The following is a 17,437-nucleotide window of genomic DNA, read 5'->3' as shown; positions in this document are numbered from 1 at the left end:
GTTTTTATTCTTTTTCTGAACGTTCAATAATAACATATTTCGCCGCTTCTTCTTCAGTGTTATCTAATTGTTTTGGTGTAAATGGAATTCCTTTACGTTCACATGCCTTCTCTAATAAATAATCAGTAAGTTCATGATTTTTCGGTAATATAGGCCCATGTAGGTAAGTTCCTAATAAGTTTTTATAATGTATACCTTCTTTTTTATCATCATCATTATTACCATACCCGGTTACTACATGACCTAATGTATCAAAGTTATGATATGTACGACCACCGTGATTTTCAAAACCTACTATTGTTCCAAATGTATCACTTTTAATTACGATATCTCCTGTTAAACGATCTGTTTTTGACTTTGTATAAAAGTCTAAAATTCCAAGTCCTTCTAACTCTGTACCATCAGGAGTAATATATTTAGTACCTAAAAATTGATATCCACCACAAATGGTTAAACCTGGCATTCCATCTTCTATTGCATCTTTTAATATAGTTTTAATTTTACTTAACTCTTTAGTAGCGATACTTTGTTCTCTATCACTACCCCCACCAATAAAGAAAATATCGCAATTTTCTAATGTAACTCCCTCAGTTTCATTAATTTCGATAACTTTTAAATTAATATTGCGTTTTTTTGCTCTCTGTTTTAAAGCAATAATATTTCCTATATCACTATATAAATTTAATTTGTCCGACATAAAATGAAAAACTGTTAATTCGTACATATCTAACGTCCTCCTGCAAATGAGCGATTAAGTTGTTCTAACATAGGTGAAAGTGATGTATAATTTGGAATCGCTACTGTAAAGCCTGCATAATTCATAGTTAAAGCTGTAGCTTTATAAATATCTTTCTCTAAAATAATTGGAACATCTACTTCAGCTAATTTCAGTCTAAGTTGTAATTCTTCTGCTCTTGTACCCGTTACAATAATTTTTTCTATATTTTGATTACGTAACTTTTCAAAATCCGCATCGTAAATCCAAGATGTATCTCTGCCATCAGCAGCATTATCATTCAGACTGATAACATATACTTTTTTTTCTTTAAGTTGATCTCCGACTGATAGACTCACATTCATGCCAGCAGGATTTTTAGCTAAATTAATCATTGCTTCTTTTTGACCACGCTTAAAGTATTGCATTCGACCATTATTTGAAGTGTATGTTTTAAATCCTTTACGAATTGCATCATTATTTAAGCCTAACTCTTTTAATACTGAATATGCAGCAAGTGCATTAAAAGCATTAAAATCACCAGCAATTTTCATTTCAAAGTGCGCATCGTTCACATCCATATCAATAAATGGTTGCACCTCAAATTGTGAAACTTCATATTTAGGTGTTTCACGCTTAAATCCACATTCACAATGATAATGTCCTAATTGATTATAATGGGTATAATCATAAGTTAATAATCTACCACAATTCGGACAATATTTACTTTCATTCATAGTACTTTGTTCAAATTCATGTGCATGGGCTTTCATTCCGTAATATACAATTGTATCACTCGCTATTTTCAAACGACTTACAAATGGATCATCGGCATTTAAAATTAATTTAATCCCTTTATTACTAATTGATTTTGCAATATTATTAACCATAATATCAATTTCACCAAATCGATCCATTTGGTCACGAAAGAAATTAGTAAATACCATCATTGAAGGTGTAACTTCTTTTAATACTTTTGGAATTGAACCCTCATCAATTTCAATGACCGCTACTTTAATATCTTTTACATTTTTCATGATGAATGCCGAAGTAATTCCAGCAGCCATGTTAGCACCTTCATTATTATGTATAATTTCAATATTATTTGCTTTTAAAGTGTGCCCAATCAAATTGGAAGTTGTTGTTTTACCATTTGTTCCACTGATAAAAACAATATCATCAACTTGTGAAGCTAACTTTCGTAAAATATTTTGATCTACTTTGCGAGCAATTTGACCTGGTAAATCAGTTCCTTTTTTTCCTGCTGCGATACTTATCTTGCGTGCTAGTTTAGCCAAGTGTGTTGCTGTCCATTGTCTCATGTCTTTCCTCCTCGCATAATTCACTCGAGTAATTATATCATGTATCTAAAGTAACAAAAAATATTCTCAATTAAAAGTAACACAATACACTTCTAATTATAACTTTTTCACTTTAAATTCCGTATCTATTTTTTACTCTGTTATCTATAGATTATGAAAAAAGCAATTATTTATATTTAAATCGTACTTTCTGTTAAACTGTGAATAATTCATTTTAAATATTTAGAAAGGAATATAGAATGCTTAAAAATTCATTTATAGCTTTGGATTTTGAAACTGCAAATAAAAAAAGAACAAGTATTTGTTCTGTTGGCATGGTAAAAGTAGTAGATAACGAAATAGTCGAAACGTTTTACACGCTTGTTAATCCTCATGACTATTTTTCGGAAACAAATATTCATGTTCATGGTATTCATCCTGAGGATGTTAAAGGTGCGCCAGATTTTAAAGAAGTCTTTCCATATATGTTGCAATTTATAAATCAATTACCCGTAGTGGCACATAATGCTGCTTTTGATATGGGTGTATTACATCAAAGCTTAAAACATTTAAACATAGCTGTTCCCTCACTTACCTATTTCTGCTCATATCAACTTGCTAGACGTACGATCAAAGCTTATCGATATGGATTAAAACATCTAATGAACCATTACAACTTAAATTTTCATAGCCATCATGATGCCCTGAATGACGCAAAAGCTTGCGCAATGATTACTTATAGATTATTAAAACACTATGATAGCTTACAAAGTGTGCTTCAATTTCATGGTAAAAATTTAAAAGATAGAAATAGATAATTTAAAACATCTTATCTATTTCTATCTTTAAATGAAATCATAAATGGTCATATTTTGATATGTTGATTGCTCTAGATGACCTACTGTAACCCCAATTAATCTGATAGGTACATCAGGGTCTTTTAATTCATGATATAAATCATAAGCTATATTATAAATATCAATGTCTTTACTTACCGCTTCTCTCAAACTTCTTTGTTTAGAATAAGTTTCAAAGCGATGCGTTTTAATTTTGACAGTAACTGTTGTGCCAGATTTTTGCAATTGAGTTAATCGTTCAGATGTTTTACGAGAAAGTTCCCATATTTTTTGTAGAATCTCTTTATCATCATTAATATCTGTTGAAAAAGTACGTTCGGTTCCTACTGACTTACGAATCCTACTTGCTTTTACTTCACTATCATCAATGCCTCTTGCTTTTTGATAAAGTCCTCGTCCTTTTTTTCCAAACCAGCGAATCAATTCAAATTCCGATTTGCTATATAAATCTTTACCAGTATAAATATCATGTTCATGCATGATTTTTTTAGAAGCTTTTCCAACGCCTGGAAAATCACCTATATCTAAGTTCATTAGTATGTCATGCACATTCTGATAATGAATAACCATCATTCCATTAGGCTTATTCATTCCACTAGCTAATTTAGCTAAATATTTATTATAAGAAACACCAGCAGAAGACGTTAAACCTGTTTTATTGAAGATATCTTTACGTATGTTTGAAGCAATTTTTGATGCTGATCGATGAGGTTTAACTAAATGAGTAATATCTAAATACGCTTCATCTAGTGCTAAAGGTTCTACAATTTCAGTATACTGTTTAAAAATTTCCATTATCTTACTTGAAACTTCACGATATACATCAAATCTTGCTCTAACATAGTACCCATTTGGACATAGTTTATGTGCTTGCGACATAGGCATTGCTGAATGAACACCATATTTACGTGCTTCATATGAAGCGGTTGAAACGACTCCTCGATGACTTGCTTTTCCACCTACAATGACAGGTTTTCCTTGTAATTTAGGATTATCTCTCATTTCTACCTGAGCGTAGAAACAATCCATATCAATATGAACGATTCTCCTTTCTGTCATTGTCTCACTCCTTTTTAAATAAAATAAGCCTCAATACTATTATACTGCACCCTAAAAGAAAACACTTTATAAATGCATTTATAATAATATTAAGACTTATGCAGATGTTTATTCATAGTCATTATTTATAGATATAGGCAAATGATGATACATAAAGATACCTTCATCAGTAGAACGAATATATTTAAATTTGTTAATAATTGTTATACCTGCTAGATATATATCAATCAAACAATATCCGATGTGTATGCTTGATATAAATATAATAGAAGAGTAAGCAAAGTGGTAAAATGAAATCATTAACCCTATTGTAATGATTACTAATGGTGCAAGCATGACTGCACAAAATTGCCATTTATTAAAGTATTTAGATGACAAATAAATGAGCAAAATTCCATTTTTATATTTAAATTGTGGTTTCTGTCCTTTAGAAAAGATAAAAAATAAACATTTATGTATTAATTCGTGAATAATTAATACTCCAATAAAACCAAGTATTCCATAAATGACATTTGTCAAAAAACGTTGTTCAATAATATCAACATAATTAACTGCCCACTTATATGTAAATAAAATTGCAAATAACATCATAACAACTTGAATGGTAAGTAATTTTGATATTTTGATTCGATTGTGTGATAAATCAATTTTGTGCATCTGTCAACCTCCACTCATTTCACTAAAACTCTTTCATAGTATACATGTAGAAGTGTTAGAATGAAAGCGATTATAAATAACTTAAACCCTTTGTAATCTTATTTTAATAAACTTCTCCTCATTTACTTTAATTTAATTACACTGTTTTTCTTTCGAATAAGGCCACAGTTTCAATATGTGTTGTATGTGGAAACATATCGACTGGTGTTATTTCTTTTAAATGATATAGATTAGCTAAAAGTTGAGCATCTCTTTGTTGTGTTGAAGGATTACATGAAATATAGATAATGCGCTTAGGGGCTAACTCTAATAATGTTTCTATAAAGACTTGATCGCATCCTTTTCGTGGAGGATCGACCATGATAACATCAGGTTCTATTCCTTTTTGTTTCCATTCAATTATCACTTCTTCTGCTTTACCACATTCGAACGTTGTATTATCAAAATGATTAATTAAAGCATTTTGCTTGGCATCTTCAATAGCTGATGGCACAATTTCGACACCATATACATGTTTAGCCACTGGTGCCATGTAAAGCCCAATCGTTCCTATACCACAATATGTATCTAAAACAATTTCATTTCCACTTAATTGAGCATAGTCAATAGCTTTCTGATATAATTTTTCTGTTTGAACAGAATTAATTTGATAAAACGATTGATCACTAATTTCAAAAATAGTTTCACTTAACTTGTCTGTAATTTTATCTTTTCCATATAAAGTCATCGATTGCTTACCCATTATGACATTTGAATGTGAATTATTAATATTTTGCTTAATACTTGTTATGTCAGGATATACCTCTGTTAGTCTATGTACTAGCGTTTCAGCTTCTTTAAATTTAGAACCATTTGTTACAAATATAACCATAATTTCATTTGTATAATGACTTGTTCGAATGACTACATGACGTAATAACCCTTTTTTATTTTTTTCATTATAAATGCTTACATTCAATTCATTTAACCACTGTTTTATATCATTCATTAGTTCTTGTTGTTTTTCATCTTGAATTAAGCAACTATCCATATCAATGATGTCATGACTTCTTTGACGGTAATATCCCATTATCGTTTTATTATTTTTATCTTTACCTACAGGAAGCTGGGATTTATTTCTATATCGCCATGGATGATTCATACCAATAGTATCGTGAATCACTGTTTCCTCTAATTTCGCCTTTTTATGAAATAAATTAACAACTTGTTGTTTTTTCATTTTTAGCTGAGATTCATAAGACATATGTTGTAACTGGCATCCTCCACATTTCTCATAATATATACAAGGAGGTGTTACTCTTTGCTCACTTTGTTTTAGTACTTTTAATAGTTTACCAATAGCAAAGTTTTTCTTTACTTTAATTACCTTAAACTCTACTTCTTCATCAATTAACACATTAGGAACAAAAATAGGATAACGATCTAATTTAATCACACCATGTCCTTCATGCGTTAAATCTATCACTTTTCCTTTTATTACATCATTTTTATTAATCATCACTATTATTTTTCACTCCATATGAAAAAGAGGTACGTATAACTTCTTACCTTTTCAAACTAGAAATTATAGATAACCTCTTTTTAACTTCTTATTTCATTTTCCCTAATTCGTTTAATTCTTAAATACTTTAATGATTTTCAGATATCTCATCATTATAAATATCTTTAGGAGTACAAACTTCAATATGCTGTTTTAAATTTAAAAAGTTTGCAGGTAATTTACCACCATATTCTCCATCTACATTTAATTGCATATCTGTAAATGATGAAATATTAATTGATTTTGCTTTTTTATATATTACTTTAGGATGTTTGGTATGTTCACCTCTAGAAGCTAATGTCATGATATGGCCTAATTCAGCTAAGTTTGCTTTCTCAACGATAATTAAAGTATAATACCCATCATCTAACTTAGCATCAGGTACAAGTTTTTCAAAGCCTGCCATTGAATTGGTAAGCCCTAGTAAGAATAATAGTGCTTCCCCTTGGAATACCTCATTATCATATTCAATTCTCAAATCGACTGCCTTCATTTGCGGCAACATTTCGAAACCTTTTATATAATATGCAAAAGGTCCAACAATAGATTTTAAGCGACTAGGTGTTTCATAGGATACTTGCGTGAGCTTACCTCCAGCAGCTAAATTTATAAAATATCGGTTATTCATTTTTCCAATATCTACTTTTGTCGTATGACCTTTAATAATAACATCTACTGCACCCATAATATCATTTGGTAAATGTAAAGCTCGTCCAAAATCATTCACTGTACCCATAGGTATAATACCTAATTTAGGTCTATTGGGTTGTTCAGCAATTCCATTTACAACTTCATTTAAAGTGCCATCACCGCCAGCGGCTATAATAATATCATAGTTTTGTTCAAGTGCACGTTCCGCTTCAAGTGTAGCATCTCCTTCTCGTTCAGTTGCATAAGCACTTGTTTCATAACCTGCACGTTCTAACTTTATTAAAACATCTGGTAAAGTACGTTTAAATAGCTCCTTTCCAGAAGTTGGATTATAAATGATTCTTGCTCGTTTTCTCATAAGTTATCCCTCTACTTTTTATTACATAACACTATATTAAATGATTTATGAATGAGTTAAAAGTATTTATACCCATTCTTTTAAATTTTTGTAGGTATCATTTTGTTGTACAAATGTTGTAAGAAACTAACCGAAGTAAAGAATATTTCATTCTTTTGACACTAGGAACAAACTAAATACTTTGCTTATCTATCCTAATGAAATCCAATATCCTTTTCTCTAGAAATATGAATAAAAAACTGTTCACAATCTCAAACGCTTTGTGAACAGTTTATCTTAAACTTATATTTAATACCTCATATGAGATGAGCTATTATCTTTTATCCAATTCTTGTTTTAATAATTGATTAACTTTTTGAGGATTAGCTTGACCTTTTGAAGCTTTCATAATTTGACCCACTAAGAAGCCCATAGCTTTGCCTTTACCATTTTTATAATCTTCAACAGATTGTGGATTATTATCTAAAGCTTCATTAACAAATTTTAATAGTGTAGCTTCATCTGAGATTTGAACTAAACCTTTATCTTCCATAATTTGTTTAGCATCTCCACCATTTTCAGCTAATTCTGGGAATACTTTTTTGGCAATTTTACTACTCATTGTTCCATCTTCAATAAGCTTAATCATTCCAGCAAGATTTTCAGGAGTTAATTTTGTATCTTCTAAATCTACTTGATTTTTATTAAGATATTCATTAACGCCACCCATCAACCAGTTAGATGTTAGTTTAACATCTGCGCCATGTTCAATCGCACCTTCAAAGAAATCAGACATTTCTTTAGTAAGGGTTAATACATGTGCATCATATTCAGGTAAGCCTAATTCATTAACATATTTAGCTTTACGTTCGTCAGGCAATTCTGGAATGGTTTGTCGCACACGTTCTTTCCACTCATCATCGACATATAAAGGTACAATATCTGGTTCTGGGAAGTAACGATAATCATCAGAACCTTCTTTAACACGCATTAAAATAGTTTTACCAGTTGATTCATCAAAACGACGTGTTTCTTGACCAATCGTACCACCGTTTAATAATTCTTCTTCTTGACGTTTTTCTTCGTATTCTAAACCTTTTCTAACATAGTTAAATGAGTTTAGATTTTTCAATTCAGTTTTAGTACCGAATTCTTTTTGACCGTAAGGACGTAATGAAATATTAGCGTCACAACGTAGTGAACCTTCTTCCATTTTACAATCAGATACACCAGTATATTGGATAATTGAACGTAATTTTTCTAAATAAGCATATGCTTCTTTAGGAGAACGAATATCTGGTTCAGATACAATCTCTATTAATGGTGTACCTTGACGGTTTAAGTCTACTAAAGAGTAACCATCTTTATGAGTTGATTTACCTGCATCTTCTTCCATATGAAGACGAGTAATACCAATACGTTTCGTTTCACCATCAACTTCAATATCAATATATCCATTTTCACCGATTGGTTGATCAAATTGAGAAATTTGATATGCTTTCGGATTATCTGGATAAAAATAGTTCTTGCGATCAAATTTAGAATTTGTAGCAATGTCCATGTTTAGAGCCATTGACGCACGCATCGCCCAATCTACTGCTCTTCTATTTACAACAGGTAAGACACCCGGATAAGCTAAATCAATAACATTAGTGTTTGAGTTAGGTTCAGCCCCAAAATGCGCTGGTGATGGAGAGAACATTTTTGAGTCTGTTTTTAATTCAACGTGAACTTCAAGTCCGATAACTGTTTCAAAATGCATTATTTCCACTCCTTATAATTTTTCGTATGCGTCGTGTAAGTTAAATTGTGTTTCATATTGATATGCCACACGATATAATGTTTTCTCATCAAATGGTTTACCAATAAATTGTAAACCGATTGGACGTCCGTTTGATTGGCCACATGGCACAGAAATGCCAGGTAAACCAGCTAAGTTAACAGGCGTAGTTAATAAGTCATTTGCATACATTGTTAAAGGATCATCAATTTCTTCGCCTAAATTAAACGCTGTTGTTGGAGCTGTAGGTCCTACAACAACATCATAATTGTCGAATACTTTATCGAAGTCATTTTTAATTAATGTTCTAACTTTTTGAGATTTATTATAAAATGCATCATAATAACCAGAACTTAATGCGAATGTACCTAAGAAGATACGACGTTTAACTTCGTCTCCAAAGCCTTCAGAACGAGACATTTTGTATAATTCTTCTAATGTTTGCGCTTCTTTTGAATGGTAGCCATAACGAATACCATCGAAACGTGCTAAGTTTGCAGATGCTTCAGATGATGCAATTACATAATAAGAAGGAATACCATATTTAGTGTTTGGTAATGACACTTCATCAACTTCTGCACCAAGTGACTTTAATGTTTCTACTGCTTGTTTTACAGAGGTTTTTACTTCCTCACTAACACCTTCTCCTAAGTATTCTTTAGGAAGTGCAATTTTAAGACCTTTGATATCTTTACCAATTTCTGAAGTAAAATCAACGTCTTCAACCGGTGCACTTGTAGAGTCATTTTTGTCTGCACCTGCAATTGCTTCTAATACCATCGCATTATCTTTAACATTACGAGTAATTGGCCCAATTTGATCTAATGAAGATGCAAAAGCAACTAAACCAAAACGTGATACACGACCATATGTAGGTTTCATACCTACTACACCACAATATGCAGCTGGTTGTCTGATTGATCCACCAGTATCAGACCCTAAACTAAATGGTACTAGTCCTGCTGCTACTGCTGCAGCTGAACCTCCAGAAGATCCTCCTGGAACTGCTTGATGATCAAATGGATTGACAGTTTTTTTGAAATAAGATGTTTCTGTAGAACCACCCATTGCAAATTCATCCATATTTAATTTGCCGATTAACACTGCATTTTCTTGATGTAATTTATTCATCACTGTTGATTCATAAATCGGTACAAAACCTTCTAACATTTTACTTGCACAAGTTGTTTCGACATCTTTAGTGATAATATTATCTTTAATTCCCATTGGGATTCCAAATAATTTACCTTCAAATTGATCTTTAGCTTGTAACTCATCTAATTCTTTAGCTTTTTTAATTGCATTTTCTTTATCCAAAGCTAAAAATGATTTAATTGTTGGATCTGTTTCTTCAATAGCATCATAAATATCTTTAACTACTTCAGAAGGTTTAATTTTTTTACTCTTAATCATTTCTGAAAGTGTTTCAACAGATTCATAACGAATACTCATCTTAAGCGTCCTCCTCATTCATGATAGCTGGTACTTTAAATTGACCGTCTTCTGTTTCTTTCGCATTTTTTAATGCAAGTTCTTGAGGAATACCCTCGATTGCTTTATCATCACGTAACACATTTTGTAAATCTAAGACATGATATGTTGGTTCCACACCTTCAGTATCTGCTGAATCATTTTGCTTTGCAAAATCTAAGATACTTTCAAGTGTATTAGCCATTTCTTCAGTTTCTTCAGGAGAAATTTGAAGTCTTGCTAAATGTGCTATATGTTCAACTTCTTCGCGTGTAACTTTAGTCATTATTAAAAAAGCCTCCTTATTACTCATTCATCATAAAATTGTATCAAATTTTCAGTTAAAAATCTAAATATTTATTATACTCAGTGTATTAACTATTCTTAGCAAAGTTAAGTATTAAAATAACTTTCTTATGTAACTCATTTATATAGTTATCTATAAATATACATTAATTTCTATTAATAATTTATTAATATTAACGTTATATAATAAAATGAATTATTTTTTATCTATACTATAATTCTCGTTAACACTTATCATTACATTGAAATAGACTGTTATTTATAGATAAAATTTTACTTCTCTAATCTATAAATATCATTGTATAATATTACATGTAACTAATTTAAAAATCGTCACTTCTTTTTTCAGTACAATGTTGTTGAAAAACATAAATTTAAAAGTTTTAAAGGGGGTAATTACAATGTTTGTATTAGGTGCAAATTTAGGTACTCATGCTAACACAAGCTGGCAGACTTATATTATGATTGCAATCTATTTTATTATTCTGCTAGTGATTGGTTACTATGGTTATAAACAGGCAACCGGCAATTTAAGTGAGTATATGTTAGGTGGGAGAAATATAGGCCCATATATTACTGCTTTATCAGCCGGTGCTTCAGATATGAGTGGTTGGATGATTATGGGACTTCCAGGGTCAGTTTATAGCACAGGTTTATCGGCAATATGGATTACGATTGGTTTAACTATTGGTGCCTATGTTAACTATCTAGTTGTTGCACCAAGGCTTAGAGTATATACAGAAGTTGCTGGAGATGCAATTACGCTCCCTGATTTTTTCAAAAATCGTCTTAATGATAAACATAATATCATTAAAATTATTTCTGGTCTTATTATTGTTATTTTTTTCACTTTATATACGCACTCTGGCTTCGTTTCTGGAGGTAAATTATTCGAAAGCGCATTTGGATTAAATTATCATTGGGGACTTATTTCAGTCGCAATTATTGTCATTTTATATACCTTTTTCGGAGGATATTTAGCTGTTTCTATTACTGACTTTTTCCAAGGGGTTATTATGCTTATCGCAATGGTAATGGTACCAATAGTTGCTTTGATGCAACTTAGTGGATGGGATACATTCCATCAAGTAGCTGAAATGAAACCAACTAATATGGATTTATTTAGAGGCACTACTTTTTTAGGTATGATTTCATTATTTGCATGGGGATTAGGTTATTTTGGTCAGCCTCATATTATTGTACGATTTATGTCTATTAAATCTCACAAACTTTTACCTAAAGCACGACGCTTAGGAATAAGTTGGATGATTGTAGGTTTACTTGGAGCTGTGGGTGTAGGGTTAACTGGAATTGCTTTTATTTCGAAAAATCACATTAAAATGGACGATCCAGAAACATTATTTATTATAATGAGCCAAGTTCTTTTCCATCCTTTAGTAGGTGGATTCTTACTTGCTGCCATTCTAGCTGCTATTATGAGTACAATTTCTTCACAATTATTAGTGACTTCAAGCTCACTTACAGAAGATTTCTATAAGCTCATTCGCGGTGAAGAACATGCTCAGTCACATCAAAAAGAATTTGTACTTGTAGGCAGATTATCTGTGTTAGCTGTAGCCATTGTAGCTCTTGCTATTGCTTGGTCTCCTAATGACACTATATTAAACCTAGTCGGAAATGCTTGGGCTGGTTTTGGTGCAGCGTTTAGTCCACTTGTTCTTTTTTCTTTATATTGGAAAAAACTAACACGTGCGGGTGCGATAAGTGGTATGATTGCTGGAGCTCTCGTAGTCATTATTTGGATTGTCTGGGTTAAACCACTTGCTAATATTAATGAACTATTTGGTATGTATGAAATTATACCTGGTTTTATTAGTAGTGTAATCGTTACATACCTTGTTAGCATCTTCACCTATAAATCAAATTATTCTATTGAACAACAGTTAAATCAAGTTAAAACCATTGTTCGCGAAAAATAAATTAATTTATTGAATATTAAAAAGAGGCTGTGACACGACGTGTCACAACCTCTTTTTGATTAATTACTATAAATATGGACTTGTGGGTCTTTATCATCTTTTGTTTTACTAATAAGTGCTCTTGAATTGTTACCATCTTTTATACGAATTTCGTAACTATCTATATTATCAAAATATTTCTTAGCTTGTTCTGTTACATATTGTGTAATTCCTATTGTTTCAGCTTGACCATAGTAATCGATTGGCAAATCAATCACTAGTTTATTAGGTTTCTTATCTACAAATTTCACTTTTCCAATTGCTTGAGTAAAATTAGAGAAATAAGATTGAAGATCATCATTAAATTGCTTAAAATTATTATTTAGATTTTTGTCATATTTTTCTGCTTCTGTTGAAGGTAAAAGTGCTGAAATCTCATCAATTTTATTCCATTTATTAATTTTAGTTTGTTTGTCATCAACAGTAGTATTAGCAATAAAGTGTCCTGGCGTAATTGCATCTTGACTCGATTGAACATATATTGCAAAGTGAATTGGAATATTTTTCAAATCTTTATTTGCTCTAAGGCGTGTAAGTAACTCTTGAGCCATTGCTTTACCTTGTTTTTCAATTTCTTTATTATCTAGCGATTTGCTATATGTTTCTCCATCTTTTTCTTTTTGATAATAATAGACACTATTCATAGCAAGACCAATTGTTATGCCTTTAATTGTTTTTCCTTTTGTATCATTTGTATCATAAAAATCTTGTTCTAAGATATTAGATAAATAAGCAGGAGAACTTTCTGCTATTTTTTCTGGTTTAGTTTCTCCATCATGTGATGGATTAAGACCTAAATTTTCAGTAGCTTTTTTTGATTCCTTTTCACTTTCACTCATATTATCAATTTCGTCTTTAGAATACTTGGGATTTAAATATGCGTTAACTGTATTTTTGTCTAAATACTGCCCATCTTGATATAAAAAATTATCAGTTGGAAATACAGACTTACTTAGATGTAATAAACCATTTTCGAAATCTTCACCGTTATAGCTATTAGCCATATTATCTTGTAATACTCCACGAGCTTGGCTTTCTTTAAATGGTAAGATTGTACGATAATTATCTCCTTGAACTTCTTGATCAGTGGCAACTGTTTTTACATTATTTGAATTTTGTTCTTGTTGCTTATTATTTGACTGACTATTTTTATCATTCCCATTGCCACACGCTGTCAATATCATAAGCGACGTTATAACTAATAATAATAACCGCTTCATTACGTTCTCCTCTATTCTGATATTTCATTTTGTTTTTCAATAAATTGTGATTCGGACCATATTTCTGTATCAAATTGTTCAGCTTTAGACAATTTTGAGCCAGCATCTTCACCAGCTATTACTAAATCTGTACTTTTAGTTACACTACTTGTTACTTTAGCACCTTGCATTTCTAACCATGTTGTTGCTTCTTTACGTGTCATTTGTTGTAATTTTCCAGTAAGAACAATAGTCTTATTTTGAAATTCTGGATGTCCTTCAATTTCAGAGGATTTAACACCTTTATATGTCATGTTGACATTTTTATCTTTTAATTTTTCAATAAGTGCTTTAATATCCTCATTATCTAGATACGTTACTACAGATTGTGCTAATTTATCTCCAATATCATGAATCGCTATCAGTTCTTCTTCTGTCACTTTAAGTAAACGATCCATGGTTTCAAATTTCTCTGCTAAAATTTGACTTGCTTTGGCGCCAAGATGTCGTATACCTAAACCAAATAATAAATGTTCTAAAGAATTTTGTTTTGCATGTTCAATAGCGCTTAATAAGTTTTCTACTTTTTTTGTACCCATTCGTTCTAAAGGCAATAAATCTTCTTTATTTAAATAGAAAATGTCACCTACATCTTTAATAAGTTGATGATGATACAGTTGCTGAATAATTTTATTTCCTAGTCCGTCTATATTCATCGCTTGTCGAGAAACAAAATGAATCAATCCTTCCACAAGTTGAGCTTGGCATTTTGGATTGATACATCTAAGCGCAACCTCTCCTTCAATACGCACTAATTCATGACCACAACTTGGACAATGCGTTGGCATACGGTATGGTTTTGCATCATTTGGACGACGGTCAATAATACTTCTTACGACTTCAGGAATAATATCTCCAGCTTTTTTCACTATAACGCTATCACCGATTCTAATATCACGTTCTTTAATCAAATCTTCATTATGAAGCGATGCTCTTGAAACTGTAGTACCCGCAACACGAATAGGTTCTAAAATGGCTGTCGGTGTAACGACGCCAGTACGTCCTATACTTAATTCAATATCTTTAAGTTCTGTGACAACTTCTTCGGCTGGAAACTTATAAGCTATTGCCCAACGTGGAGATTTTTGAGTAAATCCCATTTCGTCTTGTTGATCAAGATCATTCACTTTAATAACAATTCCATCAATATCATAAGATAACTGTTCACGTTGTTTAGTCCACTTTTTAATATATTCTAGTACACCCTCTATATCTTCTACGCGTGCACGTTCATGATTAGTTTTAAAACCTAAACGATCTAATTCATCTAATGCATCACTTTGAGTAGTAGCGTTAAAATCTGTAAAATCATTTACACTATATAAAAAGACACTTAGTTTACGTTTAGCAGCTAATTTAGGATCTAATTGTCTTAAAGAACCTGCTGCTGCATTACGTGGATTAGCAAATGGTTGTTCTTCATTTTTTTCTCTCTCATCATTCAATCTCATAAAGGAACGACGTGGCATATATGCTTCTCCACGAACTTCGACATTTAAAGGTTCTTTAATTTTAAGAGGAATCGCATGAATAGTACGTAGATTTTCTGTAATATCTTCTCCTGTGGTACCATCTCCTCGCGTTAATCCCTGCACAAATCGTCCATCTTCATACTTTAAAGAAACTGCTAAACCATCAATTTTTAGCTCACACATATATTCCACTTTACCAATATGTTCTCGAATACGTTCATCAAAACGTCTTAGTTCTTCTTCATTAAAAGCATTACCTAAACTAAGCATAGGTGTTTCGTGATTTACTTTTTCAAATGATGATTGAGCTTCTCCACCAACCCTAACTGTTGGAGAATCGTCAGTTTTTAGTTCAGGATGTGCATTTTCAATGTCAATTAATTCACGTAATAATTTGTCATATTCACTATCAGGTACAGAAGGATTATCTTTTACATAATATTCGTAACTATATTGATTTAATAAATCATGCAGTTCATTGACACGATTTTGAATGTTATCCATTTACTAATCCTCCTTTTTTTCGATAGGCGCAAATTGAGCTAATAAACGCTTAGGACCTTCAGATTTAAATATAATATCTAATTCAACAGAGCCATTTTTTTCACTTACATTACTCACCATACCTTCGCCCCATGATTTATGTGTCACTTTATCTCCTACCTTCCAATCTGAAGCAGATACTTGTTTTTTAGTAGAAGTCGTACGTTTACTAAAACCACGTTTTGACGATGTAGTTGACTTAGAAGTGATTGTTTGTCGTTTTGATTTTGCTGGTGTTTCTAATAATTCTTCAGGAATTTCTTTTAAGAAGCGTGATGGTAGATTTGCTTGTGAACGTCCAAATAACATACGAGAAGTTGCATGTGTAATATATAACACTTCTTCTGCACGTGTGATGGCTACATAACAAATTCGTCTTTCTTCTTCCATCTCATGTTCGTCATCACTTTTAATTGCTCTAATATGAGGGAAAAGTGATTCTTCCATACCCATTAAGAATACAATTGGGAACTCTAATCCCTTTGCAGAATGCATGGTCATTAACGTTACACCACTATCAATTTGTGCTTCATCAATATCTGCGACAAGTGATAAATCAGTTAAAAAGTTAATCAATGATTGTTCTTCTAAAGGTGTATCTTTTTCATAGTCTTTAGGTACAGACATAAATTCATCAATATTTTCAAGACGACTACGTGATTCAATTGTTTGTTCATGTTCTAACATTTGACGATATCCTGATTTTTCAAGTATTTCCTCAACAATCTCACTAATTTCTAAAAATTCTTGTTCTTTAATTAAGTTTTGAACCATTTCATAAAATTGTATACATTCTTGAGTCACTTTTTTAGAGAGCCCTATAAAATCCACTTCTCCTAATGCATCAAACATACTAATATTGTTATCTAGTGCATATCGTTGAATTTTATCAACTGATGATGGTCCTATCCCTCTTTTAGGAACATTAATAATTCTTTGAAGACTAATATCATCATTACTATTTGCCACTATTCTTAAATAACTTAATAGATCTTTGATTTCTTTACGATCATAGAACTTTTGGCCTCCAACCATCGTATAAGGAATATTTGATTTCATAAATGTTTCTTCTAACACACGTGATTGTGCATTTGTTCGATACAAAATTGCCATATCATTATAGTCTTTTTCAGACTTACGATGTTTAATAATTTCACGAACTACATATTCTGCTTCGTCACGTTCAGTCATCGCTTCATAATATTTAATCTTTTCTCCACCATTATTTGCAGTCCATAACCCTTTAGGCTTCCGTTCAGTATTATGTTTAATCACTTCATTTGCAGCTGTTAAAATGGTTTTTGTTGATCGATAATTTTGTTCTAGGAAAATGGTCTTTGCTTCAGGATAGTCTTCCTCGAAAGATAATATATTTTGAATATCTGCACCACGCCATCCATATATTGATTGATCAGAATCACCTACAACACATAAATTTTTAAATTTACTTGCAAGTAATTTAACAAGTGTATATTGTGCTTTATTTGTATCTTGATACTCATCTACATGGA

The 17,437-nt window shown here is 31.5% G+C and carries 14 protein-coding genes; 2 read left to right on the top strand and 12 right to left on the bottom strand.

Annotated elements, in window-relative coordinates; translation table 11 throughout:
• Nucleotides 1–4 precede the first annotated feature (4 nt).
• Nucleotides 5–724 carry a lipid II isoglutaminyl synthase subunit GatD gene (locus HMPREF2629_RS06490; RefSeq protein WP_017175233.1) on the bottom strand — a complete coding sequence of 240 codons (720 nt, stop codon included), beginning with the start codon at nt 722–724 and terminating at the stop codon, nt 5–7.
• 2 nt (nt 725–726) lie between these two features.
• Nucleotides 727–2,037 (bottom strand): lipid II isoglutaminyl synthase subunit MurT, encoded by a 1,311-nt coding sequence (locus tag HMPREF2629_RS06485; RefSeq protein WP_049415628.1) that lies wholly within the window; start codon nt 2,035–2,037, stop codon nt 727–729.
• A 239-nt stretch (nt 2,038–2,276) separates the two neighbouring features.
• Between HMPREF2629_RS06485 and HMPREF2629_RS06480 the strand changes: the two genes are divergently transcribed.
• On the top strand, nt 2,277–2,834 hold the full coding sequence (locus HMPREF2629_RS06480) for a 3'-5' exonuclease (RefSeq protein WP_054105540.1): 558 nt from the start codon (nt 2,277–2,279) through the stop codon (nt 2,832–2,834).
• Between the two features lie 27 nt (nt 2,835–2,861).
• Here the strand turns inward: HMPREF2629_RS06480 and dinB are convergent, their stop codons facing one another.
• The 7 genes from dinB to gatC all read right to left on the bottom strand — a co-directional run bounded on the left by dinB (nt 2,862) and on the right by gatC (nt 10,653).
• Nucleotides 2,862–3,932, bottom strand: coding sequence for a DNA polymerase IV (gene dinB / locus HMPREF2629_RS06475; RefSeq protein WP_017175236.1), 1,071 nt, complete (start codon nt 3,930–3,932; stop codon nt 2,862–2,864).
• A gap of 108 nt (nt 3,933–4,040) precedes the next feature.
• Nucleotides 4,041–4,589: a DUF3267 domain-containing protein gene (locus HMPREF2629_RS06470; protein ID WP_017175237.1), complete on the bottom strand. Its 549-nt coding sequence runs from the start codon at nt 4,587–4,589 to the stop codon at nt 4,041–4,043.
• 136 nt (nt 4,590–4,725) lie between these two features.
• Nucleotides 4,726–6,087, bottom strand: coding sequence for a 23S rRNA (uracil(1939)-C(5))-methyltransferase RlmD (gene rlmD, locus HMPREF2629_RS06465; RefSeq protein WP_070813228.1), 1,362 nt, complete (start codon nt 6,085–6,087; stop codon nt 4,726–4,728).
• A gap of 130 nt (nt 6,088–6,217) precedes the next feature.
• Complete coding sequence (locus HMPREF2629_RS06460) at nt 6,218–7,138, bottom strand: diacylglycerol kinase (protein ID WP_017175239.1); 921 nt, start codon at nt 7,136–7,138, stop codon at nt 6,218–6,220.
• Between the two features lie 313 nt (nt 7,139–7,451).
• Nucleotides 7,452–8,879 (bottom strand): Asp-tRNA(Asn)/Glu-tRNA(Gln) amidotransferase subunit GatB, encoded by a 1,428-nt coding sequence (gene gatB, locus HMPREF2629_RS06455; RefSeq protein ID WP_017175240.1) that lies wholly within the window; start codon nt 8,877–8,879, stop codon nt 7,452–7,454.
• A gap of 12 nt (nt 8,880–8,891) precedes the next feature.
• Nucleotides 8,892–10,349 (bottom strand): Asp-tRNA(Asn)/Glu-tRNA(Gln) amidotransferase subunit GatA, encoded by a 1,458-nt coding sequence (gene gatA, locus HMPREF2629_RS06450; protein WP_061544441.1) that lies wholly within the window; start codon nt 10,347–10,349, stop codon nt 8,892–8,894.
• Between the two features lies 1 nt (nt 10,350).
• Nucleotides 10,351–10,653: an Asp-tRNA(Asn)/Glu-tRNA(Gln) amidotransferase subunit GatC gene (gatC, locus tag HMPREF2629_RS06445; RefSeq protein ID WP_002450027.1), complete on the bottom strand. Its 303-nt coding sequence runs from the start codon at nt 10,651–10,653 to the stop codon at nt 10,351–10,353.
• 421 nt (nt 10,654–11,074) lie between these two features.
• Here gatC and putP point away from each other — a divergent pair, with 421 nt between their 5' ends.
• Complete coding sequence (putP, locus tag HMPREF2629_RS06440) at nt 11,075–12,613, top strand: sodium/proline symporter PutP (protein ID WP_049379620.1); 1,539 nt, start codon at nt 11,075–11,077, stop codon at nt 12,611–12,613.
• Nucleotides 12,614–12,672: 59 nt separating this feature from the next.
• Here putP and HMPREF2629_RS06435 read toward each other — a convergent pair whose 3' ends face one another.
• From HMPREF2629_RS06435 to HMPREF2629_RS06425, 3 genes are all read right to left on the bottom strand, one after another.
• A complete protein-coding gene (locus tag HMPREF2629_RS06435; RefSeq protein WP_017175243.1) occupies nt 12,673–13,872 on the bottom strand; it encodes a CamS family sex pheromone protein in 1,200 nt (399 codons plus the stop codon).
• 11 nt (nt 13,873–13,883) lie between these two features.
• Nucleotides 13,884–15,887: an NAD-dependent DNA ligase LigA gene (gene ligA, locus HMPREF2629_RS06430; protein ID WP_049379619.1), complete on the bottom strand. Its 2,004-nt coding sequence runs from the start codon at nt 15,885–15,887 to the stop codon at nt 13,884–13,886.
• Nucleotides 15,888–15,890: 3 nt separating this feature from the next.
• Nucleotides 15,891–17,437: 3'-5' exonuclease (locus HMPREF2629_RS06425; protein WP_070519338.1), on the bottom strand; the 1,547-nt coding region annotated here is incomplete at its 5' end.

The organism is Staphylococcus sp. HMSC034C12 (genome assembly GCF_001835895.1).
GTDB lineage: Bacteria > Bacillota > Bacilli > Staphylococcales > Staphylococcaceae > Staphylococcus > Staphylococcus hominis.
Note: the sequence above shows the minus strand (reverse complement) of the source record. Positions and strands in the feature narration are given on the sequence as shown.

Coding starts and splice junctions, on each gene's coding strand:
- HMPREF2629_RS06490 (WP_017175233.1), bottom strand. CDS start 724: ATGTACGAATTAACAGTTTTTCATTTTATGTCGGACAAATTAAATTTA.
- HMPREF2629_RS06485 (WP_049415628.1), bottom strand. CDS start 2,037: ATGAGACAATGGACAGCAACACACTTGGCTAAACTAGCACGCAAGATA.
- HMPREF2629_RS06480 (WP_054105540.1), top strand. CDS start 2,277: ATGCTTAAAAATTCATTTATAGCTTTGGATTTTGAAACTGCAAATAAA.
- dinB (WP_017175236.1), bottom strand. CDS start 3,932: ATGACAGAAAGGAGAATCGTTCATATTGATATGGATTGTTTCTACGCT.
- HMPREF2629_RS06470 (WP_017175237.1), bottom strand. CDS start 4,589: ATGCACAAAATTGATTTATCACACAATCGAATCAAAATATCAAAATTA.
- rlmD (WP_070813228.1), bottom strand. CDS start 6,087: ATGATTAATAAAAATGATGTAATAAAAGGAAAAGTGATAGATTTAACG.
- HMPREF2629_RS06460 (WP_017175239.1), bottom strand. CDS start 7,138: ATGAGAAAACGAGCAAGAATCATTTATAATCCAACTTCTGGAAAGGAG.
- gatB (WP_017175240.1), bottom strand. CDS start 8,879: ATGCATTTTGAAACAGTTATCGGACTTGAAGTTCACGTTGAATTAAAA.
- gatA (WP_061544441.1), bottom strand. CDS start 10,349: ATGAGTATTCGTTATGAATCTGTTGAAACACTTTCAGAAATGATTAAG.
- gatC (WP_002450027.1), bottom strand. CDS start 10,653: ATGACTAAAGTTACACGCGAAGAAGTTGAACATATAGCACATTTAGCA.
- putP (WP_049379620.1), top strand. CDS start 11,075: ATGTTTGTATTAGGTGCAAATTTAGGTACTCATGCTAACACAAGCTGG.
- HMPREF2629_RS06435 (WP_017175243.1), bottom strand. CDS start 13,872: ATGAAGCGGTTATTATTATTAGTTATAACGTCGCTTATGATATTGACA.
- ligA (WP_049379619.1), bottom strand. CDS start 15,887: ATGGATAACATTCAAAATCGTGTCAATGAACTGCATGATTTATTAAAT.